Source organism: Marinobacterium maritimum (genome assembly GCF_039523155.1).
Classification (GTDB): domain Bacteria; phylum Pseudomonadota; class Gammaproteobacteria; order Pseudomonadales; family Balneatricaceae; genus Marinobacterium; species Marinobacterium maritimum.
This window is the reverse complement of record NZ_BAAAET010000002.1, coordinates 232,533-258,419: the sequence shown is the minus strand read 5'-3', so window position 1 is coordinate 258,419 and position 25,887 is coordinate 232,533. Positions and strand designations below refer to the sequence as shown.

Sequence of the window (25,887 nt, the reverse complement as noted above, 5' to 3'; positions counted from 1 at the left end):
TTATTGATTCAGTTTTGCTGCCAGACCGGGATATCGAACTGCTGCAGCAGCGCGGCCGTTTGCATCAGTGGCAACCCCACGACGGCGGAATAGCTGCCCTCGATGCCGCGTACCAGCACTGCTCCTAACCCCTGTATGCCATAAGCCCCGGCCTTGTCGCAAGGCTCTCCGGTCCGCCAGTAGGCACGGCAGCGTGCCTCATCCAGCTCGATGAAGGCCACATCGGTGGTCACGGTTTCAACCCGCTGCCGCTGCTCATCTACAACGGCCACCGCCGTCATTACCTGGTGCCGCCGCCCGGACAGCATCATCAGCATGCGCACGGCATCTGCTTCATCCACCGGCTTGCCCAGAATCCGGCCATCGACCACCACACTGGTATCCGAGCCCAGTACCACCGCTGCCGGGTTCAGTTGCCGACAGGCTACAGCCTTTTCCAGCGCCAGCCGCTCGACATACGCCTGAGCCGGCTCTTCCGGCTGCGGGGTCTCATCAATATCGACCGGGCAGCAACGAAAAGGCACACCGATCTGGGACAACAGTTCACGGCGGCGCGGCGAAGCGGAAGCAAGAATCAGTTCAGGCATGGCACTCATTGAATATAGAAGGTATGGCGCACGGCGCGCAGCAACAGGTACAGCCAGGGCCAGACCAACGCGCTGACCAGCGACGGCAGCAGGAACAGCAGGGAATCCCCGGTGGTACCGGTAATGCTCTGCATCCAGTGGAACAGCAGCTGATTGATGCCCACCAGTACCAGCACCATCAATGACTGCTGCCAAAGCGGAAACATGCGCAGGCGCTTGTACAGAATCAGGACAAAGAAGGCGATCAGGGTCAGTGACAGGGCACTCAGACCGAGCACACTGCCGCGCACCACGTCGAGCAATACCCCCAGCAGAAAGGCGCTGCCCAGTCCTACCCGGTGCGGCAGCGCCATCACCCAGTAGATCATGATCAACACCACCCATTCGGGCCGTGCCCATACCAGCATCTCTGGCAGTGGCATCTGGCTCAACACCATACCGACCAGAAAGGTCGCGAAGATGATCAGCCCACCGCCGCTGCGCTGCTCAGCCATCCACGTCCCCTTGCGCGACCTCTATCGGTTCAGGATGGTAATCCACCAGCAACAGGTGACGGCTGCGATCCAGGCGGGCGGCCGGCTCGGCCTTGACCAGGGTAAAGGGACGGCCGGGGTCACGGACCACCTCCTTCACTCTTGCCACCGGATAGCCGCGCGGGAAGCGCCCTCCCAGCCCGGAGGTTACCAGCAGGTCACCCTCGCGGATATCGGCCGTATCGGGCACATGCTCCAGCTCCAGTTCATCCAGCACCCCCTTGCCAAGCGCAATGGCACGGAAGCCGTTACGATTGACCTCCACCGGAATGGCGGAGCGGGCATCGGTGATCAGCATGGTACGGTTGGTGTAATGCGCCAGCGAAATTACCTGGCCCATGACGCCGCCGGCATCCAGCACTGGCTGGCCGGCAAAGACCCCATCCTCGGAGCCCTGGTTCAGGATCACTTCATGCTGGAAAGGGTCCGGGTTTACGCCGATGAGTTCAACCAGGCGGGTTTCGGGCTCGAGGCGTTCACCGGCGCCCAGCAGCTCACGCAGACGGATATTTTCCGCTGCCAGTGCTGCCATTTGCTGCACCTTACGCTCCAGCACCAGCGCCTCGGACTTGAGCGCCTCGTTTTCGCGCACCAGGCTGGCTCGATCCACCACCACGCCGGACAGGCTATCCGCCACCCGGGTCGGGATATCCACCACCCACTGCAGTGGCGTGACCAGCAGCGAGAGCCAGGCACGGCCCTCTTTCATTTTTGGCCAGTTGAGGTCGGTCACCATCAGTAAGCCGGCCAGAATCACCAGCAGCAGAAACAGGCGGCGCGGCGAGCTGCCCCGGAAGATCGGATTAATAATTCACCTCCCGAATGACGTCCCAGTAGCCGCCGGGATGCTGCTCGCCCCCCGACTGTCCGCGCACCGCCACCCTCACTCGGCGGTCAGAATTTCAAAGGTGTGCTTGTCCAGCATCTCCAGCGCCTTGCCCCCGCCACGGGCGACACAGGTCAGCGGATCTTCGGCCACGATCACCGGCAGACCGGTTTCCTCGCTCACCAGACGATCGATATTACGCAGCAGGGCACCACCACCGGTCAGCACGATACCGTGTTCGGCGATATCGGCCGCCAGTTCGGGCGGGCACTGCTCCAGCGCACTCTTGACCGACTGCACGATCGCCGACAGCGGCTCCTGCAGGGCTTCGAGAATCTCGTTGCTGTTCAGCGTAAAGCTGCGCGGAATCCCCTCGGCCAGGTTGCGGCCACGCACGTCGATCTCGAGGATTTCGCTGGACGGGTAAGCCGTGCCGATCTCCTGCTTGATGCGCTCGGCGGTGGAATCACCGATCAGGCTACCGTAGTTACGGCGCACATAGGTCACGATCGCTTCATCGAAGCGGTCGCCACCGACACGCACGGATTCGGCATAGACGATGCCGTTAAGCGAGATCACGGCGATCTCGGTAGTACCACCACCGATGTCGACCACCATGGAACCACTGGCCTCTTCGACCGGAAGGCCGGCACCGATCGCCGCTGCCATCGGCTCGTCGATCAGGTAAACCTCACGGGCACCGGCACCGATGGCCGATTCCTTGATCGCACGGCGTTCAACCTGAGTGGACTTGCAAGGCACGCAGACCAGCACACGCGGACTCGGCGTCATGAAGCTGTTGTCATGCACCTTGCTGATGAAGTACTGCAGCATTTTCTCGGTGACATGGAAGTCGGCGATAACACCATCCTTCATCGGACGGATTGCGGTAATGTTGCCCGGCGTACGTCCGAGCATGCGCTTGGCGTCGGCACCTACAGCGGCAACCGACTTCTGGTTACCGTTCACACGGATGGCGACAACAGACGGCTCATCCAGCACGATATCCTTGTCACGGACGTAAATCAGTGTATTGGCGGTGCCCAGATCAATGGACAGGTCACTGGAAAACAGGCCTCGAAATTTCTTGAACATGTTACTGTGGGTACCCTGAGATTAGCCGGAGCGGCCGCTAGTCTGAAAGGCAACAACTCTAACAACGGCAGGGATTTTGGGCAAGGTTCAAACATGCTATCTTATGCGCCATTCACCCTTTCCAAATTCAATCGCGGCGGGGCTTCCGGCGTTCAGCCACCCTTAAGCGAACAGACCGATCAGAGCGAGAAGCGGACCTATGTCACTGGACCGATCCGATGTGGAACAGATAGCCCATCTGGCACGATTGCAGATCGATGCGGCCGATATCGACAGCTACAGCGATTCACTGAACAGCATCCTGAGCCTGGTGGATCAGATGCAGGCCACCAACACAGAAGGCGTCGAGCCTCTGGCTCACCCGCTGGATGCCGTCCAGCGCCTGCGTGCCGACGAAGTGACCGAAACCAACCAGCGTGAAGCCCTTCAGGCCGTTGCACCGGCCACCGAGGAAGGTCTCTTTCTGGTGCCCAAGGTCATCGAATAATCCGCCTTCAGGTTCAAGGACATCGACATGTTTGACAAGACACTTGCCGAGCTGGCCCAAGGGCTGGAACGCGGCGATTACAGCAGTACCGAGCTGACCCAGGCCTACCTGCAGCGCATCAACATGCTGGACAGCCAGTACAACAGCTTCATCACTGTTACCGAAGAACAGGCACTCGCCCAGGCCAAGGCGGCGGATGAAGCCCGTGCAGCCGGTAACAGCGGCGCGCTCTGTGGCCTGCCGATCGCACACAAGGATCTGTTCTGTACTCAGGGCGTGCGCACCTCCAGCGCCTCGAAGATGCTGGACAACTTCATTTCTCCGTACGACGCCACCATCGTCAGCCGTTTGAAGAACGCCGGCACCGTGACACTGGGCAAGCTGAACATGGACGAATTCGCCATGGGCTCCTCCAACGAGAGCAGCTTCTACGGCCCTGCCCGCAACCCCTGGAACACCGACTGCGTACCGGGTGGTTCTTCCGGCGGTTCTGCTGCTGCGGTTGCAGCACGCCTGACCCCGGCCGCGACTGGCTCCGACACCGGCGGCTCCATCCGCCAGCCGGCAGCCTTGTGCGGCATCACCGGTCTCAAGCCGACCTACGGCCGCGTGTCCCGTTACGGCATGATCGCCTTCGCCTCCTCACTGGATCAGGCCGGCCCCATGGCCCAGACCGCTGAAGACTGCGGCATGATCCTGAACGCCATGGCCGGTTTCGACCCGATGGATTCCACCAGCGCCGAACGCGACATGGAAGACTACACCGCCGAGCTGAACAAGCCGCTGGCCGGCCTGAAAATCGGCCTGCCCAAGGAGTACTTCTCCGCCGCGCTGGATGCAGGCGTCGCCGAGCAGGTGCGTAACGCCGTGGCAGAGTTCGAGAAACTGGGCGCAACCGTGAAAGAGGTCAGCCTGCCCAACACCGAGCTGTCCATCCCGGCCTACTACATCATCGCACCGGCAGAAGCCTCCTCCAACCTGTCCCGTTTCGACGGCGTGCGCTACGGCTACCGCTGCGACAACCCGGTGGATCTGGAAGACCTGTACAAGCGCAGCCGTGGCGAAGGCTTCGGCACCGAGGTCAAGCGCCGCATCATGGTCGGCGCCTATGCCCTGTCCGCCGGTTACTACGACGCCTACTACAACAAGGCACAGCAGATCCGTCGCATGATCCAGCAGGATTTCGTCGCTGTGCTGAACGATGTCGACGTCATCATGGGTCCGACCACGCCACACCCGGCATTCAAGCTGGGCGAAAAGAGCAGCGACCCTGTCTCCATGTACATGGAAGATATCTTTACCCTGTCGCTGAACCTGGCCGGCCTGCCGGGCATCTCAGTGCCCTGCGGCCAGACCAACGGCCTGCCGGTCGGCCTGCAGATCATCGGCAGCTATTTCGCCGAGTCCAAGCTGCTCAACATCGCGCACCAGTTCCAGCAGGCAACTGACTGGCATAAACAGATCCCGGCCGGAGTGGAGGTGTAATCATGGAATGGGAAGTTGTTATCGGCCTGGAGATCCACGTCCAGCTGTCAACCAAGACCAAGATCTTCTCCGGCGCCAGCACCGCTTTCGGTGCCGAGCCCAACACCCAGGCCTGCGCCGTTGACCTGGCGCTGCCGGGTACTCTGCCGGTGTTCAACGAGAACGCCCTGCGCATGGCGGTAATGTTCGGCCTGGCGGTGAATGCCGAGATCGGCAAGCGCTCCGTGTTTGAGCGTAAGAATTACTTCTACCCGGACCTGCCCAAAGGCTACCAGACCACTCAGCTGGCTGAGCCCATCGTTGGCCCGGGCTTCGTCGACATCGAGACCGATGACGGCGTACAGCGCCGCGTGCGCCTGCACCACGCGCACCTGGAAGAGGATGCGGGCAAGTCCCTGCACGAAGACTTCCACGGCATGTCCGGCATCGACCTGAACCGTGCCGGCACCCCGCTGGTGGAAATCGTATCCGAGCCGGATATGCGCTCCTCCAAGGAAGCCGCCGCCTACGCGCGCAAGATCCACGCCATCGTCACTACGCTGGGCATCTGCGACGGCAACATGGCCGAAGGCTCCATGCGCTGTGACTGCAACGTCTCCGTGCGCCCGAAGGGCCAGGAAGAGCTGGGCACCCGCACCGAGCTGAAGAACATCAACTCCTTCCGCTTCATCGAACGTGCCATCGACACTGAAGTGGCGCGTCAGATCGACCTGATCGAAGATGGCGGCAAGGTGGTGCAGGAAACGCGCCTGTACGATCCGGACAAAAACGAAACCCGCAGCATGCGCTCCAAGGAAGAAGCCAACGACTACCGTTACTTCCCCTGCCCGGACCTGCTGCCGGTGATCATCGACGACAGCTACATTGAAGCAATCCGCGAAACTCTGCCGGAACTGCCGGATGCCCGTCGCGAGCGCTTCATCAGCGAGTACAGCCTGTCCGAATACGATGCCGGCGTCCTGTCCGCCTACCGCCCGCAAGCCGACTACTACGAGCTGGTAGCCAAGCAGTCCGGTGACGCCAAGCTGGCGGCCAACTGGGTCATGGGGGAACTGGCCAAGTTCCTCAACCAGAACGACACCGACATCAAGGACAGCCCGGTTTCCGCCGAGCAGCTCGGCGGCTTGCTGGTACGCATCAAGGACAACACCATCTCCGGCAACATCGCCAAGAAAGTGTTCGAGCTGATGTGGAACAAGGGCGGCAGCGCTGACGAAATCATCGAAGCCGAAGGCCTGAAACAGGTCACCGACACCGGCGCCATCGAGAAGATCGTCGACGAAGTGATCGCCAATGCCGACAAGCAGGTCGAGCAGTACAAGGCGGCCGAACCGGAGAAACGCGGTAAGATGCTCGGCTTCTTCATGGGCCAGGTGATGAAGGCCACCGGCGGCAAGGCCAACCCGGGCGCCGTTACCGGCATCCTGAAGCAGAAGCTGGACGCACTCTGCGACTGAGCCAGTCAGGCCTGAACGTCAAAAAGCCGGTCTCCGTATGGAGCCGGCTTTTTTGGTTTGACTGTCCCGTCCTGAATAAGGGAGAGCAGAGGGTCGCACTGTGCTTTACGATCCGCCTGCCTGGCTGCCAGAACGTTCAATCAACTCGGCAAAACTATCCACAACCCGATCCGGCGAGCAGCTTGCCACCGGTTCGCCATGGTTATAGCCGTAGCTGACACAAACCACCGGACAACCGGCGGCTCGGGCGGCATCGACATCATTGCGCGAGTCACCCAGCATCAGCGCCTGTTCAGGCGCACAGCCAGACGCTTCCAATACGCTCAGCAAAGGCAGTGGGTCAGGCTTCTTCACCGGCAGGCTGTCGCCGCCCAGCACCTGGTCGAAGTAATGATCGATCTTCAGCGCCTGCAACAGCGGCGTGGTAAACGCCATCGGCTTGTTGGTCACGACGGCCATAGGCACGCCAACCTGCTGCAAATGGGCCAGCAACTCGTCCACACCTGGGTAAAGCTTGCTGTAACGACCGTTGCTTTGAGTATAGGCGGCCAGAAAAACGTCGAATGCCACCTCGAACAGCTCCGGCTCCACTGCATCCTCGGTCGGATGCATCTCGCCACTGAGCGCCCGCTTGACCAGCACCTGTGCGCCGTTGCCGACCCACTGGCGCACCCTGGACTCGCCCGCCGGCTCACGCCCCAGCGCCTGCAGCATGTTATCCACAGCCGCGGTCAGATCCAGAGCGCTGTCCACCAGCGTACCATCCAGGTCGAACATCACCCGTCGGGGCAGTTCACCGTTGAACAGAGTGCGCATCAGCCAGCAACCTTGGCCAGCTCGGTGCGCATCTGGGCGATCGTGGCAGCGTAGTCGTCGGTATTGAAAATCGCAGAACCAGCCACGAAGGTATCGGCGCCGGCAGCAGCGATCTCGGCGATATTACCGATGCCGACACCACCATCCACTTCCAGGCGGATATCGAAGCCACTGGCGTCAATGCGCTGACGCACTTCGCGCAGTTTGGTCAACGTGGACGGGATGAATTTCTGACCGCCGAAGCCCGGGTTCACCGACATCAGCAGAATCATGTCGACCTTATCCAGGACATGATCCAGATAGTGCAACGGGGTTGCCGGGTTGAATACCAGGCCGGACTTGCAGCCGCCATCACGGATCATCTGCAGGGAGCGATCGATGTGCTCGGATGCTTCCGGATGGAAAGTGATAAAGCTGGCACCGGCCTTGATGAATTCGCCAATCATGTGATCCACCGGCTTAACCATCAGGTGGACGTCGATCGGTGCTTCAATGCCGTAATCACGCAGCGCCTTGCACACCATCGGGCCGATGGTCAGGTTAGGCACGTAGTGATTGTCCATCACGTCGAAGTGGACAATGTCGGCACCGGCGGCCAGCACGTTTTCGACTTCCTCACCCAGGCGGGCGAAGTCGGCGGACAGGATGGAAGGAGCAATCTTGAAATCGGCCATGGGAACTCATCGACTGGTTAATAATCGCGCCATTGTACCCCAAGGCGGGCCGGGGATTCAGCCTCGACAAACAACCGCCGGCATCTGCCTCAACGACGGGCTTGCGAGCCAGGAACGAAGACTCGATAATCGCTGCATGTTGAAATTTGCCCCGCTCCTTCTCTGCATCCTGAGCAGCCACAGTCTGGCGGCCGAACCTGCACGCCACAGCGCGGGCGTCGACAGTGTCGAGCAGCAGATACTGCAGCAGATCGATCACAGCCATGAACTGCTCGACATCCAGGCCGATGCCGACCGGTTCAGCCTTCTCTACCGACCAGCCATGACGCCCACACCCCACGGCGCCCTGCTGATTGTCCCTGACCCCGGCGTTGCCGAGGGCTGGCTGGAGCAAGTACATGCCCTGGCAAACTACCTGCCGGAACACGGCTGGGCGGTCCTTGCGCTGGAGCCGCCGGCCGTTCCGACGGCCAAACTGCCCAAGCGAACCCTGCCGGTGATGACCGGTATCAAGCCTCGCCCAGCAACGCCGGCAGCCGAAACGGAAGCCGAGGTTCCCGCCGCTTTGCCCGTTAGCGCGACCGCCCCCGCTGAGACTACAGACACGGCAACCTCCGCTGCCGAAACACCGGCTTACAGGGAACAGCTGCAACAGCGCCTGAAGCTGGCCTGGCAGGAACTGGAACAGCGTAATGAAGGTAAGCAAAAAGTGGTGGTCGGCATCGGCCAGGGCGCCGTCTGGAGTACGGCTCTGGCGATCGCCAGTGGAGAGGAAACCAGTCTGGTACTGGTCGATCCGCGCCCCGACGTCGAAGCAGAGGACTCGCTGAACGACCTGTTGAAAGCACTTGAGGCGCACAGCGTGATCGATCTCTACCACTCACCGCTGCCGGGCTACCCCGATGCCGAGCCAGATGCGCGTCAGCGACGCCTGCAGGCCGCCCGGCTGGGGCTGACCCGCTACCACCAGAGTCGCCTGCCCGGGGTGTTCCGGGGCTGGCGCAGCGACATGCCCTGGCTGGTACGGCATACCCGCGGATTACTGGAGCGCATCCTGCTTGACGCGCAACCGGAAGAAGAGAGCGACGCAACACCCGCACCCTTGATGCAGGCGCCCCCCGGCCTGCCGGCGCTGCCGCAAAACGGCACAGCGGGGCGCGGCTGACTCAGCGCATGCCCCGGGCCGCCTTGATACGATCGTAGGCCGCCTGAATTTCCTGGGTTTTCTCCTTGGCCAGCTGCACCATATCTTCCGGCACCCCCTTGGCGATCAGCTTGTCGGGGTGGTGCTGACTCATCAACTTACGCCAGGCCTTCTTCACCTCGGCATCGCTGGCTTCAGGCGACACGCCGATAACGCCGTAGGCATCGGCCAGCAGACCCGCTTCGTTGCCCCCTGCCTGCTGGTGAGACTCCCAGGAATGGCGCCGGAAGGCGTCTTCCGCCCGCATCCGCGACATCAGCAACTCCACTTCCTGAGGCGTGAACTGCAGCTGGGCAAACACCTGCTGCAGTACCGCCTGCTCCGCCGCACTGATCTCGCCATCGGCCATGGCGGCCTGCAGCTGAATCTCGACAAACATCAGCTTTACCGCCGCCCGGTGGCGCAACAGGATCGCCAACGGTCGCAGCACCTCAGCGATATCGAAGGTTTCATCCTTGCCTTCGGTAAAGCAGTCGATCGCCTCGCGCCGGCGCTCTTCACTGAGCCCCATGCGGGTCATCACTTCACGGGCAAAGGCGATCTCGGACTCGCTTACCCGACCATCTGCCTTGGCCAGCTTGCCCATGACCGTAAAGGTGGCACGGAAAAACAGTTGCTGCGGATTGTAGGCCTGCAGCTTGCGGCTCAATGAACGCTGCAGCAGGAAACCCACGGCACCACCGAGCAGCAGACCAACAGGGCCGCCGCTCAGCAGACCGATCAGAGCACCGATGACCAGGCCGGTGCGGTATTGCTTCAACTGCGTGATCAGGTCCTGCATAGTGTCTCCTCAGAGCTTGCCAGCTCGCAGGCGCTGATCCAGTGCCTGCAGCCGGTCCGGCGTGCCTACATCTTCCCAGTAGCCCTGCAGGCGACTGCCCGTCACACGCCCGGCCGCCATCGCCCGGCGCAGCAACGGCGCCAGCGCGAACGCCTGGTCGTCGATACCATCAAACAGCTCGGGCGTCAGTACACTGATGCCACTGAAGGTCAGTTTCATCTCACCATCCGAGGACACCTTGCCATCTGATGCCAGTACAAAATCACCCTGTGGATGCCATTGCGGATTATCCGTCAGCACCAGGTGAGCGCCACCGGGCTCGGGGCGGACTTCAAGCAGCGGCACCAGCGGCTGGGTGCTGAACAGATCACCGTTCAGCACCAGAAAGGCCGATTCGCCCTGATCACAGAGCAGCGGCAGCGCCTTGCGGATACCGCCCCCAGTCTCCAGCGGCTCGGTTTCTGCTGAATAGCGGATACGGGCTCCATAGCGGTCACCATCACCCAGATACGCTTCGATCTGCTCACCTAGCCAGGCGTGGTTGATGACAATATCCGTCACACCTGCCATTACCAGGCGCTCGATATGGTATTCGATCAGGCACTTGCCACCGACCTGCAGCAGCGGCTTGGGTGTCGTCAGCGTCAGCGGCCGCATCCGGGTACCCAGGCCGGCCGCCAGGATCATCGCTTTCATCAGCGCCACCAGTGTTCAAGCGACTGGTCACGGAAACGCGGATGGGCTTCGAATGCCGGAATTACCCGCTTCTCCAGCCAACGGGTAAAGGTATCCAGCTCCTCGTAGCGTGCCGAGGCACGGTACAGATACGCCAGGGTGCGCGGCAGATCATCCAGATAGCCTTCCTTGCCATCGCGCAGCCAGAGTCGGCTGAAGATACCCAGCACCTTCAGATGGCGCTGCATCCCCATCAGGTCGAACTGCTGCTGGAACAGGCCGGACTCGGCCACTTCGACGCCATCCTTGAGCAGGCGCTGACGGAAGGCCTCGACCCAGAAACGCACCTGCTCATCCGGCCAGTCGATATAGCAGTCACGCAGCAATGACACCAAGTCGTAGGTCACAGGCCCCTTCACCGCATCCTGGAAATCGATCACGCCCAGCCCCTGATCGTCGCGCAGCATCAGATTGCGCGAGTGGTAATCGCGATGGACACTGACCTGCGGCTGAGCCAGCGCCGACTCGATCAGCAGCTTGGCCACCAGGCCGATCAGGGTGTACTCCTCTTCGGACAACTCCAGACCCAGCAGGCGGGTCAGGAACCACTCCGGAAACAGTGCCATCTCCCGCGCCAGCATTACGCGGTCATAGGGTGGCAACTGGGGGTTACTGGTACGCTGGATCTGGCGCAGCACTTCCAGCGCCTGTGTATAGTGAGCCTCAACATTGCCTGCGTCCAGCGCCGGCAACAGCAGCTGATCACCGAAGTCGTCCAGCAGCATAAAGCCCTGCTCCAGATCACTGGCGATCACCCGCGGCACCGGCACCCCTTGAGCCAGCCAGCCCTGGGCAATGGCGATGAACGGTTCGCAGTCTTCATGTTCCGGCGGTGCATCGACCGCGATCCAGCTGCCGGCGTCACCCCGGGCACGGAAATAGCGGCGAAAACTGGCATCGCCGGAAACCGGCTCCAGCTCGGCGGCGACCTGCATTTCCTGGTCTTTCGCCTGCTGCTGTACCCACTGTGAAAGCTGCTTCAGCCTCTGCCCCATTCGCTCCTGTCCTCTAGCACTTGAAGTTGTGAATGCTTTATCATGCATGGTTCGATATGGTACTCGACTTAAGAGCTGGCGTGAAACCAGCCTTCGACCGCAACTGGATAGCGATCTGATGCCCTTTGACACCCGTGCTGCATTCAAACTGACACTGGCGGTAGCTGCTGCAATCAGTGCCCAGACACTGCATGCCCAGGAAAACCCCGAACGCCTGTGGAGCTGCAACCTGACGCCCAGCGGCGAATGGGACTGCGAAGTCAATGAAAGCTTGGTACAGCAGGCCGAGCAGCCGTCCCGGGCCCCTGTCGACCAGGCACCCGATAGCGGGCAGCGCCCGACCCGGCAAGAAGCCATCACCGCCGACAAAGACGAGCGGATGAAGGAAGCCGACCAGCGCGTCGCGGTCACACCGGCGCCAGCCGCTCCGCCCGTCGAAACGGCGACCACGGAAGTCATTACAACAGACGTCATTACAACAACAGGCGCCCCGGCCCCGATCAACTGGCCGCAGCCGGCGACTGCTCAGCCGCAGCGGGCTACCCCTCAGCAGCAGGCGCTTCGAACTGCTACAACAGACGCCACTTCAGCCACTCCGTCAGACTCGCCCTGGAGCTGTGTCGCCGAAGGCGACAGCTGGGACTGCAGCCAGCAGCCGGCACCGGCACGCACCCAGGTCGCCAGCAGTCGCGAAGCCATGCGTGAACAGCAGGTCACCGCGGTCGGCAAGCCGGAATGGAGCTGCAGTGCCAGCGGTGAAGACTGGGACTGCCAGGAAATCCCCGGCGCGGCACCGGTTGCCACCCGCCGCTCAATTGCCGGGCCTCTGGTTCCGGCCACGGCAGCGGCACTGGACTGGTACCCCTATGCACCAGGCGAAGCCACGGGGGCCTGCCGAGGTCGCTACGTGGAGCCTGAGTTCGCCTTCCTCGAAGACGACCGCCCGTTCGACCAGCAGCCGATCTATGTCAACGCACTGAACTCGACCACCGAGATCGGGGGGATTACCCAGCTCGAAGGCGGCATCCAGTTGCAGCGCGGCGGTCGCCTGATCACCAGTACCCGCGGCGAGTTCGACCAGCAGGCTCGCAACGCCCGCCTGTTTGGCGAAGTACGCTACCGCGAGAAAGGCTTCCTGCTGACCAGTGAGCAGGCCGAGGCCAACATGCTCAGCGGCGACACCAGTTTCTACAATGCCCAGTATGTGATGCATCAGGAGCACATGCGCGGCCAGGCGGAGCTGATCACCCGTTATGGCGACCGCCGTGTTGAACTGTCCGAAGGTGCGATCACCTATTGCGAGCCCGGCAGCAACGCCTGGCAGATCGCAGCTAACAATATCGAGCTCAACCCGGAGACCGGTCGTGGCGTAGCCCGCCACGCCACGCTGGATATCGCCGGCGTACCGGTGCTGTACACGCCCTACCTGTCGTTCCCGATCGATGATCGCCGCCAGTCCGGTTTCCTCTACCCGAGCTTTGGCTACTCCAAAAGCGACGGTCTCGACATCGCCATTCCCTACTATTTCAATCTGGCGGAGAACTTCGACGATACTCTGACCCCGCGTTACATCGGCGAGCGCGGCCTGCTGCTGGAAAACGAATTCCGCTACATGAACCGCTGGTCTCATAACACGCTCAGCACGTCCTGGCTGGGCGGTGACGACCAGTACGGTGACGACCGCTGGCTGTTCGGAGTCAAACATGCCGGCACGCCGATGGACAACCTGTACAGCCTGGTCGACTACACCCGGGTCAGCGATGATGATTACTTCCAGGATCTGGGTACCAGCCTGGAGGTGCAGCGTGATGACCACCTCGACCAGCGCTTCGAACTGCGCTACCTGCAGCCAAGCTGGAGTCTGGCCTTGCACACGCAGAGCTACCAGACCATCGATGGCGTCACGCCCTACGAAAAAGTGCCCCAGCTGCTGCTGACCGGCCAACGGAACAACCTCGCCGGCCCGCTCCACCTCGGCTATACGGCGGAGTACACCCGCTTCGAGCGTGATCTGGACAGCACCTATGCCCCTGCCAGCAAGGCCGCGGCAACCGTTGGCGACCGCGTTCACCTGCGCCCTCGGCTGAGCGCCACCTTTGAGCGCCCCTGGGGCTACCTGCGCCCGTCCGCGACCCTTTGGCATTCGGAATACGACCTTGAAAACGAGCGGGACAACACTCGCAACGGTTCACACTCGGTCAGTGCCGGTATTGTCAGCCTTGATTCCGGCCTGATCTTCGAGCGCAGCTTCGAACTGGCCGACGGCCAGTACACCCAGACGCTGGAGCCGCGTCTGTTCCTGCTGCACGCGGACGTCAATGCCGACGAGCAGAGCGAAATCCCGCTGTTCGATACCTCCCAACTCGGCTTCACATACTACAACCTGTTCCACGAGACCGGCTGGAGCGGCAACGACCGTGTCGCCGACACCCAGCAGGCCACCTTGGGCCTGTCCAGCGCCGTCTACTCGGAACAGGGCATCGAGAAGCTGCGTGTCGGTATCGCCCAGGCACACTACTTTGCCGACCGCGAATATGCCGGGCGGCCCGGCGATGCGCGTAACGGAGGCACGGACAGCAGCTCCAACCTGGCCACCCTGGCCAACTGGAACTTCACCCGCAACCTGCGCTTGACCCACAATGGCGAGATCGATCGCAACGGCTACGGGGTGCTGGAGCACAACTACAAGCTCAGCTACCTGCCGGGTGACAAGCGGCTGTTCTACCTGAACTACCGTGACAACCTGGAAAAATACAGCGACAACCCCACCAGCAGCGCTGCCCACCAGCAGCTGGATATTGCTTTCCGCTGGCCGCTCAGCAACGCCTGGACCGGCTACGGCCGCTGGCAGCAGGACCTGGACAACAGCGAGAACCTGGAAACCCTGCTGGGTGTCGAATATGCCAGTTGCTGCTGGAAGGTGCGCCTGACCGGACGCAGCTGGGTGATCGACCCGGACGGCAACGTGGAAGAATTTGAAACTGACAAAGGCATCTTCCTGCAGTTCGTGCTGCGTGGCCTGGGCACCTTCGGCCAAGGCCAGGGACGCGAATTCCTGGAAGAGATCACCGGATATGACGAGGATAACAATGGTGCTTTCTAAACTCAGACAGCCCCTGCTGGCCCTGGCGCTGCTGACAGCTCCCCTGGCCTCGCTGCAGGCCGAAGTACTGGACCGCATCGCCGCGGTCGTCAACGAGGATATCGTGCTGGAAAGCGAGCTCGACCAGCGTCTGGCACTGGTGCGCCAGCAGATCAAAGCGCGTGAGGAAACCCGGCTGCCGCCGGAAGATGTGCTGCGCCAGCAGGTGCTGGATCGGCTGATCCTGGAAAATATTCAGCTGCAGATGGCCGAGCGCCAGGGCATCCGTGTGTCAGAACGGCAGCTGAACGAGGCTTTGAACCGTATCGCCGCACAGAACAACATGACACTCGCCCAGTTCCGTAACGCTCTGGTTGCCGAAGGCCAGGACTACGCGCTGGCCCGCGAACAGATCCGCCGCGAGATCCTGCTGACCCAGGTACAGCAAAGCAGTGTCAACCGCCGCATCAACGTATCCGAACAGGAAATTCAGAGCTTCCTTGATTCGGAACTGGGCCAGCAACAGGTGCAGGCCGAGTTCCAGCTGCGCAACATCCTCTTTGCCCTGCCGGAAAATGCTACGCCCGAGATGATCCAGCGGGCCGAGCAGAAAGCTCAGGAAGCGCGCCGCCAGCTGGCAGAAGGCACCCCCTTTGCCGAACTGGCGATTGCGGTATCCAACGCCCCCAACGCCCTGCAGGGCGGCGAACTGGGCTGGCGCCGCGAGTCGGAACTGCCGGAGGCCCTGGCCAATGCAATCCGCCGGTTGTCTCCGGGTGATATCAGCCAGCCGGTCAAAACACCCGGCGGCTTTCACCTGCTGCTGGTGGAGGACAAGCGCGGTGGCAAGGTACAGCTGGTGGAACAAACCAAGGTCCGTCATATCCTGCTGACCCCGAACGAGATCCGCAGTGCCGAGCAGACCCGCCGCCTGATCAATGACCTCTACCAGCGCCTGCGTGAAGGCCAGCCGTTCGACGACCTGGCCCGCCGCTACAGCGATGACGCGGCCAGCGGCTCCCAGGGCGGCGATCTGGGCTGGACCCAAAACGGGCAGATGGTGCCGGAGTTCGAGCAGGTGATGAACAGCACTGCCAAGGGCGAGATCAGCGAACCGTTCGAGTCACGCTTCGGCTGGCACATCCTGCAGGTACAGGACTACCGCACTCAGGACCTGGGTGAGGAGATGCTGGAATCCCAGGCTCGCAGCAGCATCCGCCAGCGCAAGTTCAACGAGGAGTTGCTGAACTGGCTGCGCGAGATCCGTTCCCAGGCCTATGTTGAGCGCAAGATCTAACGTGAGCTGTCCTCGAATTGCCATCACCCCGGGAGAACCGGCCGGGATCGGTCCTGAACTCTGCGTCCAGCTGGCCCAGCAGGCACACGCCTGCCAGCTGGTCGTCGTGGCCGATGCGGAACTGCTGCAGGCACGCGCCGAGCTGCTCGGCCTGCCACTGCAGATCCTGCCCTTTCATGCCGCGGACCCGGCCCAGCCGGCACCACCCGGCAGCCTGTACTGCCAACCGGTCACGCTGACGGCACCGAGCCAGGTCGGACAGCTTGACCCGGCCAACGCTGCCTATGTGCTGAGCACGCTGAAAGAGGCTACGCTGGGCTGCCTGTCCGGCACCTTCGATGCACTGGTCACGGCTCCCGTACACAAGGGTGTGATCAACGATGCCGGCATCCCTTTCAGCGGCCATACCGAATTTCTCGAAGAGATGACCGGTAGCCGCAAGGTGGTGATGATGCTGGCCACCGAAGGGCTCAAGGTTGCCCTGGCGACCACCCACCTGCCACTGGCCGAGGTCCCGGGCGCGATCACCCGACCGCTGCTGCAGGAAGTGATCGAGGTATTGCTGCAGGATTTGACCCGATCCTTTGGCATCAGCAATCCGCGCGTACTGGTCGCCGGTCTCAACCCTCACGCCGGTGAAGGCGGCCACATGGGCCGGGAAGAGATCGACACCATCACACCGGTGCTTGATGACTTTCGTGCACGTGGTGCCAACCTGATCGGCCCCCTGCCGGCCGACACCCTGTTTACCGAACACCATTTGAAAGACGCCGACGCGGTGCTGGCGATGTATCATGACCAGGGATTGCCGGTGCTGAAGTACAAGGGCTTTGGCCGCGCGGCCAATATCACCCTGGGCCTGCCGATCATCCGCACGTCAGTTGATCACGGCACCGCGCTGGATCTGGCCGGCACCGGCCGGGCCGACGTGGGCAGCCTGCTGACAGCTGTACAGTTTGCGCTCGATATGGCGCGCCACCAATCAGGTAACTGACCCGATGAGTAAAAAACCCGTAGGGCACAAGGCGCGCAAGCGTTTTGGCCAGAACTTTCTGCACGACCAGGGCGTGATCGGTCGCATCATCCGCGCCATCAACCCGCAACATGGCCAGCACTTGGTCGAGATCGGTCCGGGTCTCGGCGCATTGACCGAAGAACTGCTCGATGCCTGCCAGGGCGAGCTGGATGTGGTCGAGCTGGACCGTGACCTGATCCCGGTGCTGCGCACCCAGTTCTTCCGCTATGCCGACACCTTCACCATCCATGAAGCGGATGCGCTGAAGTTCGACTTCGCCGGCCTGAAGCAGGATGAACGTCCGCTGCGCATCGTGGGCAACCTGCCCTACAATATTTCGACACCACTGATCTTCCATCTGCTCAGCTTTAATGGCCTGATTGAAGACATGCACTTCATGTTGCAGAAGGAAGTGGTCGACCGTCTGGCCGCCGGCCCTGGCGACAATCACTACGGTCGCCTGGGCATCATGGCGCAGTACTACTGCCGCGTGGAGCCCTTGTTCATCGTACCGCCTGGCGCCTTCTCGCCGGCCCCGAAAGTGGACTCCGCCATCGTACGGCTGGTGCCCTACGCCGAGCCGCCGATCCCGGCCAGGGACGTCAAGCAGTTGCAGAACGTAGTGCGCACTGCCTTTGGCCAGCGCCGCAAGACACTGCGCAATAACCTCAAGCAGCTGATCAGCGCCGAGCAACTGGAAGCCCTGGGGATCGATCCGGGCCTGCGCCCGGAACGCCTGGCGCTGGCCGAATTTGTGGCGATCAGCGACGCTCTGACCGATGCGGCCGACGCGCCGTCTTCAAGCGAATAACACCGAGAGGATAGTTCCGAACTGATGGATGCCACCGATTACAGCCGTAATGTCGAGATCAACGTTGTCACCACCTACCTGCCGGATCAATCCGAGCCGGACGCACACCGCTTCGTGTTCTCCTACCAGATCAGCATCACCAACCACAACACTGACAGCGTGCAGTTGCTGCGCCGCAAGTGGCGCATTACTGATGGCAATGAACACGTACAGGAAGTGGAAGGTGAAGGCGTCGTTGGCGAAAAGCCTGTGATCGAGCCCGGACAAACCTACGAGTATACCAGCGGTACAGTGCTCGCCACCGAGGTCGGCAGCATGCAGGGCCACTACAGCATGGAAACCGCAGACGGTATCAGCTTCAACGCACTGATCCCCGCTTTCACTCTGGCGCAGCCCAACGCGCTGCACTGAGCCGGAACACCGAGTCAGAACAGGCCCGGCTGGCGACGCACCAATTTGCGTGCGTTCCAGTCGTGGAACCCCGCCGCCAGCTTCGGCTGGCGCTGCTGCAGTTGCTGAGCGAACCAGCGTGCCAACTCCGGCGCTTCGCCATTGCTCGGCGTATGCATGAAGATGAAGGGCGTTTTGCCCTCCCCGATCCACTGCAACATCTGATTGATCCAGGGCTGCAACCAGCGTTGCCCCTGCTGCAGATCAAGTGGCGAAATGAACCTCAGCATCGGTGCATCCCCGGTGGCCAGAACCCGCAACGGCAGTCGCGGCTTCTGCTCGAGAGCCTCACGGGTGATCGGATCTGACTGGGGATTGGCAAACAGCGCCCGGGTATCGAAGTTGACCCGGTTGACCCCGAACGCCTGCAGGGCGTCATTGAAGCGTTTTTCCGCGTCCCCGCGCTGAAAGAAGGCCAGATGCCGTACTTCCACGGCATAACGCAACCCCGCCGGCAACTCGCCGAGGAAACGAATCAGGTCCGGCAGATGATCGGGGCCAAAGCGGGAGGGCAACTGCAGGCACAACATCCCCAGCTTGGGCGCCAGCGGCTGCAGACGATCAAGAAAAGCACCCAGCTCTGCATCCACATGACGCAACGCGCCCTGGTGGCTGATACTTTGTGGAAACTTGAAGCAGAAGCGGAACCCGGCAGGCGTCCCGTCCATCCAGCGCCGTACGCTGGCCTCTCCCGGCAGGCCGTAGAAGGTCGTATTCCCCTCCACAGAGTTGAAACTGGCCGCATACTGTTCAAGGTCCCCCTGATCAGGGTCTTGCAGCAAGCTGCGGTTCCACTCCGGGTGCTTCCATTGCGGTAGGCCAATAAAGTAGTCTGACTTCATCGTCTTGCTGTTGTTATACTCGGCTTTCGTTTCCAGCAGTCCGTTTTTTGACTGATACAGGGTACTCAAGCACATGGATTTCGCATCGCTTCTCGGCATTATCTCAGGTCTGGCCCTGATCATCAGCGCTATTTTTCTGGGCGGCAACGCCGACGTCTTTCTCAACGTGCCAGGCCTGATGATCGTGGCCGGTGGCACCATCGCCGCAACGCTGCTGACCGTACAGTTCAAGGATGTGCTCAACGCCTTCAAGGCCGCCTGGATCGTCTTCACCCGGGACAACACTAACCCCCAGGAAATGATCGACACCATGCTGGAACTAAGCCGGGTGTCTCACCGCCACGGCCTGCTCAAGCTTGGCGACGTTGAGAGTGACTCCCATGTTCTCAAACGTGCCTGCAACCTGCTGTCGGAAGCCGCCTCCGAGCAGGTGATCCGCAACACCCTGCAGAACGAGATCGACTCTCTGATCGCCCGCCATCATTCGGTACAGGACGTGTTCCGCAAGATGGCGGCCTATGCCCCGGCCTTTGGCATGCTGGGCACCCTGATCGGACTGATCCAGATGCTGAGCCAGCTATCCAATCCGGAAACCATTGGCCCGGCCATGGCGGTCGCACTGCTGACGACCTTCTACGGCTCGTTGCTGGCCACCATGATGTTCCTGCCCATTGCCGGCAAGCTCCATGCCCGTACTCTGACCGAAGTAACCAATCTCGAGATCATCCGCGAAGGCTGCATCAGCATCCTGACCAACGATCACTACATGCACGTGTATGAACAGTTGGCGTCCTACCTGCCGGAAGCACAACGCAAGCCGATCAAGATCGGCCGCAAGCAACAGCAGCCGCCTGCGGCCAAACCCGCCGCTAAAGCCGCCGCCAACCCCGTCAAGGAACGTGCATGAGCAGCCGGCGACGTGAGCTGACCGAGGAATCCGGCGCGCCCGGCTGGCTGATGACCTATGCCGACCTGATGACGCTGCTGCTGGTGTTTTTCGTGCTGCTGTTTTCCATGTCCAACGTTGAGCGTGAGCGTTTTGCCGAAGCGGTCCGCTCGTTCCAGACTGCGTTTCAGCGCGCGGTATCCGGCGCCCCCAACAATCTGGTTCCGCTGGAACACAATGCCCCTGCCAGCCTGCCTGACGATATCAACGACACCATTATCCAATCGTCCCAACAATCGAGCAGCCAGGATAAGCAAGAGGAGTCCGAAGATGAACGCCGTGCCCGGGCACTGCAACTGGACTGGGAACGTCTGAATCGCGACCTGGACGATGCTTTCGAACAGATGCAGATGCAGGAAGCCGTTGAGATCGGCACGCCCAAGGACGGCAAGCTATCTCTGCGCGTAAAAGGTGGCTTGCTGTTCACGTCCGGCTCATCCACGTTCAACTACGCCATGCTGCCGATGCTTGATGCCCTATTGGAAACCCTGGCGCAGAACCCTCATTACAAGCTTGAGATTCAGGGTCACACCGACGACATTCCGATCAGCACCCCTCAGTTCCCGTCCAACTGGGAGCTGTCTGCCGTTCGGGCAACTACGGTGCTACGCTATATGGTAGATGCCGGGATCAATCCCAAGCGCCTGACGGCAACCGGTTATGGCTCGTCGCTGCCCCTGGTACCCAATACATCGGCCGAGAACCGTGCCATCAACCGCCGCATCGAATTTGTGCTGGAAAAGCGGGCATTAGAATAATGAAACCCAAGATCCACATTCCGGATATCGCCGACAGCGGACGGCGTGCCTACCGCCTACAGATTGACACTGATGCTCCCTTGCGGGCCCAGGTCAATGGCGAGCCGGTCAACATTGCTAACCTGTCCGCAACAGGCATCGCCTTCACCACCGAATCCCTGCTGACCCTGCAGTACTACCCGGCCCGACTCAAATTCAGAACCGGCAAGCAAATTCACCGCGTAGACTGCACCCTGAGGCTGATCCGCAAAAGCGGAACCCTTTGGTGTGGCGACTTTTCCGGCCTATTGCCACGCGACCAACGCCTGCTGTCGGAGTTCATCACCTGGTACCAGGCTGAACAGATCCGCAACCGGAATAAAAAAATGTAATAAAGACTTGACCTTATAATCTTCGAACCGTAATATACGCGTCATCAAGTTGATGCGGGGTGGAGCAGTCTGGTAGCTCGTCGGGCTCATAACCCGAAGGTCGTTGGTTCAAATCCAGCCCCCGCTACCAAATTCAGAGAAAGCCGGTAACCGAAAGGTGCCGGCTTTTTCGTTTGTGCAATACATGGAAAAACGGGAAGAACGAGCGGGCTCGTCGGGCTCAACTCTTCATAACCCCGGGCGAAGGCCGCTGGTTCAAATCCAGCCCCCGCTACCAAATTCAGAGAAAGCCGGTAACCGAAAGGTGCCGGCTTTTTCGTTTGTGTCTCATTTGGAAAAGCGGGGAATACGGAAAAGCGAGAAACAGGCGAGCAGGCTCGTCGGGCTCAGTTCTTCATAACCCCGGGCGAAGGTCGTTGGCTCAAACCAAGCCCTTGTTACCAGATATTAAAAAGCAGATCAGGCACTTACCTATCTGCTTTTTGCATTACAAACCGCCCCGGGTTCACCGAAGACGCCATATCCTGATCAGTTCGATGAGCGGATGAACCCCTCATCCTCTTCATCTGTACTCAGGGTTGGCCAGGCCTCGTGGCGCGCCGCATCCGGCATGCCCTTTTTGCCTGCATGCGGGTACCGAGCGTGCCCTTGCCAAAGCGGGCCAATCGGCATCACTTGTACATTTTTCATGGGAGTCGCCCCTTTTCCGGCTGATCATCAGCCGTTGTCATGAAAAAACGCCTTGTAGAGCCCGCCCGTCTCAACTCGATGAGACGGGCATGGGCTCAGGTGCGCTGATTACTCGGAAGACGCGATCAGGCTTGCGTTGCCGCCTGCAGCCGTGGTGTCCACACACAGGTGGCGTTCGATCACGAAACGCTCCGGCAGTGTGTACTCGGTGATCAGCGGCAGCAGCGCGCCATCACGGGCCGCCAGTGCCAGACGGTAGCGGCGCAGCAGCTCCTGAGAAGCTGCGCTGGCGACCGCTTCAAAACCAGCCACGTCCGTCAGTGCTGCTGCATCCAGCAGACCATCAATACCGACAACCGGCAGGCCGGCTTCGGTCGCACGCGCCACGTCCACCTTGATGCCTGGTGCCACGACGACAACCTTGTTGCCCTGTGACAGAGCGACCCTGGCCTGTGCCAGTGCGGACGCCTTGTCCGGCCCCAGGCAGAGCACCAGCCCACGCGGGCAGTTGGACAGACGGTTCAGCTCACCGGTCGGCCCCGGCATGAACTCGGGCTCAATATCCAGCGGTGCCGGCGTATCCGCGAAGAACGGCTGCAGGGCACTCAGGCGTGCCAGCGGTGCCTGAGTCTCCACCGATTGCAGCTGCTGGATCGCAGCCTTCAGCGCCTCGGCACCGACGACAGCAGCTGCGTCATCGGCCTGACCCTGAGCGGCATCCGCTTTCATGAAGCGACGCACGTAGTGCGGGCCACCGGCCTTGGGACCGGTACCGGACAGACCTTCGCCACCAAACGGCTGGGAGCCGACGATGGCACCGATCTGGTTACGGTTGACGTAGGTGTTGCCCACCTTGATCCGCTTGACGATACGCTCAACACGGCTGTCTACACGGGTGTGCAGACCGAAGGTGAGGCCGAAGCCCTTGGCGTTGATATCGTCCACCACCTTGTCGAGATCGCTGGCTTCGAAGGTTGCCACGTGCAGTACCGGACCGAAGATCTCCTCTTCCAGCTCTTCGATACCGTTCAGGCGGATCACCGTCGGTGCGACGAACAGGCCCTTGGCCGGTACGCCCAGCTTTTTCAGCACGCGCCCCATCTGCTCGAACTTGTCGCAATGCGCCTCGATACCGGCCTTGGCCGCCTGATCGATCACCGGGCCCACATCGGTGGACAGCAGCCAGGGGTTGCCCACGCGCAGCTCATCCATGGCACCGAACAGCATCTCCAGCAGGTGGTCGGCAATATCCTTCTGTACATAGAGCATGCGCAGCGCGGAACAACGCTGACCGGCACTCTGGAACGAAGACGCCAGTACATCACGGACTACCTGCTCCGGCAGCGCCGTGGAGTCGACAATCATCGCGTTCAGACCACCGGTCTCGGCCACCAGCGGCGCGTCCGGCGCCATGGTGTCGGCCATTACGTGGTTGATGCGCTGAGCGGTCGCGGTGGAGCCGGTGAAGCAGACGCCGGCGATACGCGGATCGGAGGTCAGCGCCGTCCCCACGGTGGCACCACTGCCCGGCAGCAACTGGATCGCCTCTTTCGGGATGCCCGCTTCATGCATCAGCTCGACAGCACGGGTGGCGATCAGCGCGGTCTGACCGGCCGGCTTGGCCAGTACGGCGTTACCGGCGGCCAGACCGGCCAGTACCTGACCGGTGAAAATCGCCAGCGGGAAGTTCCACGGCGAGATACAGGAGATCACGCCGCGGGCCTCGCCTGCTTCAGCGTTACGAATACCTTCGTTGGCATAGAAGCGGGCAAAGTCCACCGCTTCACGAATCTCGGCAATACCGTCCAGCAGCGTCTTGCCCGCTTCGCGGGTGGCCAGCGCAAACAGTTCGTGGGTGTGCTCCTCAAAGAGATCCCCTACGCGTGCGATGCGTGCGGCACGCTCCTCGACGGACAGCGCAGACCAGAGCGCAAAGCCCTGCTGAGACGCGGCAATCGCCGCTTCGATATCCTCGGCTGACGCCTGAGTCAGGTGACCGACCAGGTCATCCGGATCGGCCGGGTTGCGCACTTCCTGCACGTCCGCACCCACGACTTCAGCGGCCAGTACCGGACCACCGGTCCAGGTCTGGTTACGGAAGGCACCACGTGCCTGCTCCATGAACTCGACATTGACCGGATCGGTGATATCCCAGCCCTTGGAGTTGAGGCGGTTCGCACCAAAGATGTTCTCCGGACGCACAATCGCCTGGCTGGAGACCTCTTTACCCAGTACTTCCACCAGGCTGATCGGGTCACGGGCGATCTCTTCCGGTGTGATGCGGGTATCGACGATCTGGTTCACGAAGGAGCTGTTGGCGCCGTTTTCCAGCAGACGACGTACCAGATAGGCCAGCAGGTCCTGATGCGCTCCGACCGGCGCGTAGATACGGCAGCGGCTGTTGCCTTCGCTCATCACCGCCTCATGCAGGGACTCGCCCATGCCGTGCAGACGCTGAAACTCGAAGCAGTCGCGGCCCTGCGCCAACTCCTTGATGGCGGAGACGGAATGGGCATTATGGGTGGCGAACTGCGGGTAGATACGGTCGGTCATGGCCAGCAGCTTTTTCGCACAGGCCATATAGGACACGTCACTGCAGGCCTTGCGAGTGAACACCGGGAAATCATCCAGGCCCATCACCTGGGCACGCTTGATCTCGGCATCCCAGTAGGCGCCCTTGACCAGACGCACCATGATGCGGCGATCCAGTTTGGTTGCCAGCGCGTAGAGCCAGTCCAGCACCTGAGAGGCACGCTTGCCGAATGCCTGCACCACGATGCCGAAACCGTCCCAGCCGGCCAGTTCAGGATCAGACAGTACCGCTTCGATCACGTCCAGCGACAGGTCAAGACGATCCGCCTCTTCCGCATCGATGTTGAAGCCCATGTTGGCGGCCTTGGCCTGCTTGGCCAGGTCCAGTGCGCGGGGCACCAGTTCGCCCATCACGCGCTCGCGCTGACCGAATTCGTAACGCGCGTGCAGCGCCGACAGCTTGACCGAGATACCGGGGTTCTGACGGATATCCGCGTGCACGCAATGCTCTTTCAGCTCGCTGATGGCACGGGCGTAGTCCTGATGATAACGCTGCGCATCGGCATCGGTACGAGCCGCTTCACCCAGCATGTCGTAGGAATAGGTGTAGCCCTTGGACTCGTACTTGCCAGCACGCTTGAGCGCCTCCTGAATAGTACGGCCCAGGACGAACTGACGGCCCATCTCCTTCATCGCCTGATGGGCAACGGTACGCACCATCGGATCGCCCAGACGCTTGACCAGGCCACGCAGGGTTTCCATCAGGCTCTTCTGGTCGGACGGGCTGATCAGCTTGCCGGCGACCATCAGGCCCCAGGTAGTGGTGTTGATCAGTGATGACTTGGCCTTGCCGCGGTGCTCGGACCATTGGCCGGAGGCGATCTTGTCTTCGATCAGCTCATGGATGGTGACGTTGTCCGGCACACGCAGCAGCGCTTCGGCCAGACACATCAGCGCAACGCCTTCCTTGGTGGTCAGGCCGTACTGCGCCAGAAACTTTTCCATCATGGTCGGCTTGGAGTTACTGCGCACATTGCGCACCAGCTCGGCCGCCCGCTCGGAAATTTTGGTACGGACCGATGGCGCCAAATCAGCACCCGCAATCAACTCATTGATCACTGTAAATTCATCAGCCAAATAGTGAGCACGCACCGCCTCACGGCAAGTGTTCAGTGTCAGGTGTGCGGGTTGCTGGGCCATATCGATCTCCTGTGCTTAAAACTTTTTCGCCATTCTACACAGCCAGCAAAAACCACTTTTCCTATAATCAGCAATAAAACATTAATCTTGTTTTTTAATTTGAACTAAAAAACCAAAAATCGACCATGAGAAATAGACAAAAAAGTCATTTCAACCATAAAAAAACCCCGGCACCAGGCCGGGGACAAGGTCGGCACGGCAGGTCCTGCCGCAACCAG

Annotated in this window: 24 protein-coding genes and 1 tRNA gene; 13 read left to right on the top strand and 12 right to left on the bottom strand. The window is 61.2% G+C overall.

The window, feature by feature from the left end; translation table 11 throughout:
* Positions 1 to 8: 8 nt before the first annotated feature.
* The 4 genes from ABD013_RS07575 to ABD013_RS07560 form a co-directional block, all read right to left on the bottom strand.
* Positions 9 to 587: a Maf family protein gene (locus tag ABD013_RS07575; RefSeq protein WP_343804508.1), complete on the bottom strand. Its 579-nt coding sequence runs from the start codon at positions 585 to 587 to the stop codon at positions 9 to 11.
* Positions 588 to 592: 5 nt separating this feature from the next.
* A complete protein-coding gene (gene mreD, locus ABD013_RS07570) occupies positions 593 to 1,081 on the bottom strand; it encodes a rod shape-determining protein MreD (RefSeq protein ID WP_343804506.1) in 489 nt (162 codons plus the stop codon).
* The gene (gene mreC / locus ABD013_RS07565; protein WP_343805769.1) at positions 1,074 to 1,880 is read right to left on the bottom strand and encodes a rod shape-determining protein MreC; all 807 of its coding nucleotides are present in this window, start codon (positions 1,878 to 1,880) and stop codon (positions 1,074 to 1,076) included. Before mreC ends, mreD begins: the two co-directional genes overlap by 8 nt.
* 123 nt (positions 1,881 to 2,003) lie before the next feature.
* Positions 2,004 to 3,041, bottom strand: a complete 1,038-nt coding sequence (locus tag ABD013_RS07560; RefSeq protein ID WP_343804504.1) for a rod shape-determining protein — start codon at positions 3,039 to 3,041, stop codon at positions 2,004 to 2,006.
* A 199-nt stretch (positions 3,042 to 3,240) separates the two neighbouring features.
* On the opposite strand from ABD013_RS07560, the gene gatC reads away from it, so the two are divergent.
* From gatC to gatB, 3 genes are read left to right on the top strand one after another with little or no spacing between them, the layout of a single operon-like run.
* The gene (gene gatC, locus ABD013_RS07555; RefSeq protein WP_343804502.1) at positions 3,241 to 3,528 is read left to right on the top strand and encodes an Asp-tRNA(Asn)/Glu-tRNA(Gln) amidotransferase subunit GatC; all 288 of its coding nucleotides are present in this window, start codon (positions 3,241 to 3,243) and stop codon (positions 3,526 to 3,528) included.
* Positions 3,529 to 3,555: 27 nt separating this feature from the next.
* On the top strand, positions 3,556 to 5,013 hold the full coding sequence (gene gatA / locus ABD013_RS07550) for an Asp-tRNA(Asn)/Glu-tRNA(Gln) amidotransferase subunit GatA (RefSeq protein ID WP_343804500.1): 1,458 nt from the start codon (positions 3,556 to 3,558) through the stop codon (positions 5,011 to 5,013).
* A gap of 2 nt (positions 5,014 to 5,015) precedes the next feature.
* Complete coding sequence (gene gatB, locus ABD013_RS07545) at positions 5,016 to 6,470, top strand: Asp-tRNA(Asn)/Glu-tRNA(Gln) amidotransferase subunit GatB (protein WP_343804498.1); 1,455 nt, start codon at positions 5,016 to 5,018, stop codon at positions 6,468 to 6,470.
* Positions 6,471 to 6,575: 105 nt separating this feature from the next.
* Here gatB and ABD013_RS07540 read toward each other — a convergent pair whose 3' ends face one another.
* Both ABD013_RS07540 and rpe read right to left on the bottom strand, forming a co-directional pair.
* Positions 6,576 to 7,286, bottom strand: a complete 711-nt coding sequence (locus ABD013_RS07540; protein WP_343804496.1) for a phosphoglycolate phosphatase — start codon at positions 7,284 to 7,286, stop codon at positions 6,576 to 6,578.
* Positions 7,286 to 7,960, bottom strand: coding sequence for a ribulose-phosphate 3-epimerase (gene rpe / locus ABD013_RS07535; protein ID WP_343804494.1), 675 nt, complete (start codon positions 7,958 to 7,960; stop codon positions 7,286 to 7,288). The genes ABD013_RS07540 and rpe overlap by 1 nt, the downstream gene beginning before the upstream one ends.
* A 136-nt stretch (positions 7,961 to 8,096) precedes the next feature.
* On the opposite strand from rpe, the gene ABD013_RS07530 reads away from it, so the two are divergent.
* Positions 8,097 to 9,125, top strand: coding sequence for a DUF3530 family protein (locus ABD013_RS07530; protein ID WP_343804492.1), 1,029 nt, complete (start codon positions 8,097 to 8,099; stop codon positions 9,123 to 9,125).
* A 1-nt stretch (position 9,126) separates the two neighbouring features.
* Here ABD013_RS07530 and djlA read toward each other — a convergent pair whose 3' ends face one another.
* From djlA to ABD013_RS07515, 3 genes are read right to left on the bottom strand one after another with little or no spacing between them, the layout of a single operon-like run.
* Positions 9,127 to 9,945 carry a co-chaperone DjlA gene (gene djlA / locus ABD013_RS07525; protein WP_343804490.1) on the bottom strand — a complete coding sequence of 273 codons (819 nt, stop codon included), beginning with the start codon at positions 9,943 to 9,945 and terminating at the stop codon, positions 9,127 to 9,129.
* 9 nt (positions 9,946 to 9,954) lie between these two features.
* A complete protein-coding gene (gene murU / locus ABD013_RS07520; RefSeq protein WP_343804488.1) occupies positions 9,955 to 10,641 on the bottom strand; it encodes an N-acetylmuramate alpha-1-phosphate uridylyltransferase MurU in 687 nt (228 codons plus the stop codon).
* Positions 10,641 to 11,675 (bottom strand): aminoglycoside phosphotransferase family protein, encoded by a 1,035-nt coding sequence (locus tag ABD013_RS07515; protein WP_343804486.1) that lies wholly within the window; start codon positions 11,673 to 11,675, stop codon positions 10,641 to 10,643. The genes murU and ABD013_RS07515 overlap by 1 nt, the downstream gene beginning before the upstream one ends.
* A gap of 118 nt (positions 11,676 to 11,793) precedes the next feature.
* Here ABD013_RS07515 and ABD013_RS07510 point away from each other — a divergent pair, with 118 nt between their 5' ends.
* From ABD013_RS07510 to apaG, 5 genes are read left to right on the top strand one after another with little or no spacing between them, the layout of a single operon-like run.
* Complete coding sequence (locus tag ABD013_RS07510; protein WP_343804484.1) at positions 11,794 to 14,778, top strand: LPS-assembly protein LptD; 2,985 nt, start codon at positions 11,794 to 11,796, stop codon at positions 14,776 to 14,778.
* Entirely contained in the window at positions 14,765 to 16,054 is a 1,290-nt protein-coding gene (locus ABD013_RS07505; protein WP_343804482.1) for a peptidylprolyl isomerase, read from the top strand. Before ABD013_RS07510 ends, ABD013_RS07505 begins: the two co-directional genes overlap by 14 nt.
* A 1-nt stretch (position 16,055) precedes the next feature.
* Positions 16,056 to 17,048 (top strand): 4-hydroxythreonine-4-phosphate dehydrogenase PdxA, encoded by a 993-nt coding sequence (pdxA, locus tag ABD013_RS07500; protein ID WP_343804480.1) that lies wholly within the window; start codon positions 16,056 to 16,058, stop codon positions 17,046 to 17,048.
* A gap of 4 nt (positions 17,049 to 17,052) precedes the next feature.
* A complete protein-coding gene (gene rsmA / locus ABD013_RS07495; RefSeq protein WP_343804479.1) occupies positions 17,053 to 17,880 on the top strand; it encodes a 16S rRNA (adenine(1518)-N(6)/adenine(1519)-N(6))-dimethyltransferase RsmA in 828 nt (275 codons plus the stop codon).
* Positions 17,881 to 17,904: 24 nt separating this feature from the next.
* Positions 17,905 to 18,291 (top strand): Co2+/Mg2+ efflux protein ApaG, encoded by a 387-nt coding sequence (gene apaG, locus ABD013_RS07490; protein WP_343804477.1) that lies wholly within the window; start codon positions 17,905 to 17,907, stop codon positions 18,289 to 18,291.
* A gap of 14 nt (positions 18,292 to 18,305) precedes the next feature.
* On the opposite strand, the gene ABD013_RS07485 is transcribed toward apaG, so the two are convergent.
* Complete coding sequence (locus ABD013_RS07485; protein ID WP_343804475.1) at positions 18,306 to 19,241, bottom strand: DUF72 domain-containing protein; 936 nt, start codon at positions 19,239 to 19,241, stop codon at positions 18,306 to 18,308.
* A gap of 4 nt (positions 19,242 to 19,245) precedes the next feature.
* On the opposite strand from ABD013_RS07485, the gene ABD013_RS07480 reads away from it, so the two are divergent.
* From ABD013_RS07480 to ABD013_RS07465, 4 genes are all read left to right on the top strand, one after another.
* The gene (locus tag ABD013_RS07480; protein WP_343804473.1) at positions 19,246 to 20,079 is read left to right on the top strand and encodes a motility protein A; all 834 of its coding nucleotides are present in this window, start codon (positions 19,246 to 19,248) and stop codon (positions 20,077 to 20,079) included.
* Positions 20,076 to 20,876, top strand: coding sequence for a flagellar motor protein MotB (locus ABD013_RS07475; RefSeq protein ID WP_343804471.1), 801 nt, complete (start codon positions 20,076 to 20,078; stop codon positions 20,874 to 20,876). Before ABD013_RS07480 ends, ABD013_RS07475 begins: the two co-directional genes overlap by 4 nt.
* A complete protein-coding gene (locus tag ABD013_RS07470; RefSeq protein ID WP_343804469.1) occupies positions 20,876 to 21,247 on the top strand; it encodes a PilZ domain-containing protein in 372 nt (123 codons plus the stop codon). The genes ABD013_RS07475 and ABD013_RS07470 overlap by 1 nt, the downstream gene beginning before the upstream one ends.
* A 53-nt stretch (positions 21,248 to 21,300) precedes the next feature.
* Positions 21,301 to 21,377 (top strand) — tRNA-Met (locus ABD013_RS07465).
* A 398-nt stretch (positions 21,378 to 21,775) separates the two neighbouring features.
* Here the strand turns inward: ABD013_RS07465 and ABD013_RS07460 are convergent.
* Both ABD013_RS07460 and putA read right to left on the bottom strand, forming a co-directional pair.
* Positions 21,776 to 21,937 carry a hypothetical protein gene (locus tag ABD013_RS07460; protein WP_343804467.1) on the bottom strand — a complete coding sequence of 54 codons (162 nt, stop codon included), beginning with the start codon at positions 21,935 to 21,937 and terminating at the stop codon, positions 21,776 to 21,778.
* Between the two features lie 108 nt (positions 21,938 to 22,045).
* A complete protein-coding gene (putA, locus tag ABD013_RS07455) occupies positions 22,046 to 25,669 on the bottom strand; it encodes a bifunctional proline dehydrogenase/L-glutamate gamma-semialdehyde dehydrogenase PutA (RefSeq protein ID WP_343804465.1) in 3,624 nt (1,207 codons plus the stop codon).
* Positions 25,670 to 25,887 lie beyond the last annotated feature (218 nt).

Coding starts and splice junctions, on each gene's coding strand:
- ABD013_RS07575 (WP_343804508.1), bottom strand. CDS start 587: ATGCCTGAACTGATTCTTGCTTCCGCTTCGCCGCGCCGCCGTGAACTG.
- mreD (WP_343804506.1), bottom strand. CDS start 1,081: ATGGCTGAGCAGCGCAGCGGCGGTGGGCTGATCATCTTCGCGACCTTT.
- ABD013_RS07560 (WP_343804504.1), bottom strand. CDS start 3,041: ATGTTCAAGAAATTTCGAGGCCTGTTTTCCAGTGACCTGTCCATTGAT.
- gatC (WP_343804502.1), top strand. CDS start 3,241: ATGTCACTGGACCGATCCGATGTGGAACAGATAGCCCATCTGGCACGA.
- gatA (WP_343804500.1), top strand. CDS start 3,556: ATGTTTGACAAGACACTTGCCGAGCTGGCCCAAGGGCTGGAACGCGGC.
- gatB (WP_343804498.1), top strand. CDS start 5,016: ATGGAATGGGAAGTTGTTATCGGCCTGGAGATCCACGTCCAGCTGTCA.
- ABD013_RS07540 (WP_343804496.1), bottom strand. CDS start 7,286: ATGCGCACTCTGTTCAACGGTGAACTGCCCCGACGGGTGATGTTCGAC.
- rpe (WP_343804494.1), bottom strand. CDS start 7,960: ATGGCCGATTTCAAGATTGCTCCTTCCATCCTGTCCGCCGACTTCGCC.
- ABD013_RS07530 (WP_343804492.1), top strand. CDS start 8,097: ATGTTGAAATTTGCCCCGCTCCTTCTCTGCATCCTGAGCAGCCACAGT.
- djlA (WP_343804490.1), bottom strand. CDS start 9,945: ATGCAGGACCTGATCACGCAGTTGAAGCAATACCGCACCGGCCTGGTC.
- murU (WP_343804488.1), bottom strand. CDS start 10,641: ATGAAAGCGATGATCCTGGCGGCCGGCCTGGGTACCCGGATGCGGCCG.
- ABD013_RS07515 (WP_343804486.1), bottom strand. CDS start 11,675: ATGGGGCAGAGGCTGAAGCAGCTTTCACAGTGGGTACAGCAGCAGGCG.
- ABD013_RS07510 (WP_343804484.1), top strand. CDS start 11,794: ATGCCCTTTGACACCCGTGCTGCATTCAAACTGACACTGGCGGTAGCT.
- ABD013_RS07505 (WP_343804482.1), top strand. CDS start 14,765: ATGGTGCTTTCTAAACTCAGACAGCCCCTGCTGGCCCTGGCGCTGCTG.
- rsmA (WP_343804479.1), top strand. CDS start 17,053: ATGAGTAAAAAACCCGTAGGGCACAAGGCGCGCAAGCGTTTTGGCCAG.
- apaG (WP_343804477.1), top strand. CDS start 17,905: ATGGATGCCACCGATTACAGCCGTAATGTCGAGATCAACGTTGTCACC.
- ABD013_RS07480 (WP_343804473.1), top strand. CDS start 19,246: ATGGATTTCGCATCGCTTCTCGGCATTATCTCAGGTCTGGCCCTGATC.
- ABD013_RS07475 (WP_343804471.1), top strand. CDS start 20,076: ATGAGCAGCCGGCGACGTGAGCTGACCGAGGAATCCGGCGCGCCCGGC.
- ABD013_RS07470 (WP_343804469.1), top strand. CDS start 20,876: ATGAAACCCAAGATCCACATTCCGGATATCGCCGACAGCGGACGGCGT.
- ABD013_RS07460 (WP_343804467.1), bottom strand. CDS start 21,937: ATGAAAAATGTACAAGTGATGCCGATTGGCCCGCTTTGGCAAGGGCAC.
- putA (WP_343804465.1), bottom strand. CDS start 25,669: ATGGCCCAGCAACCCGCACACCTGACACTGAACACTTGCCGTGAGGCG.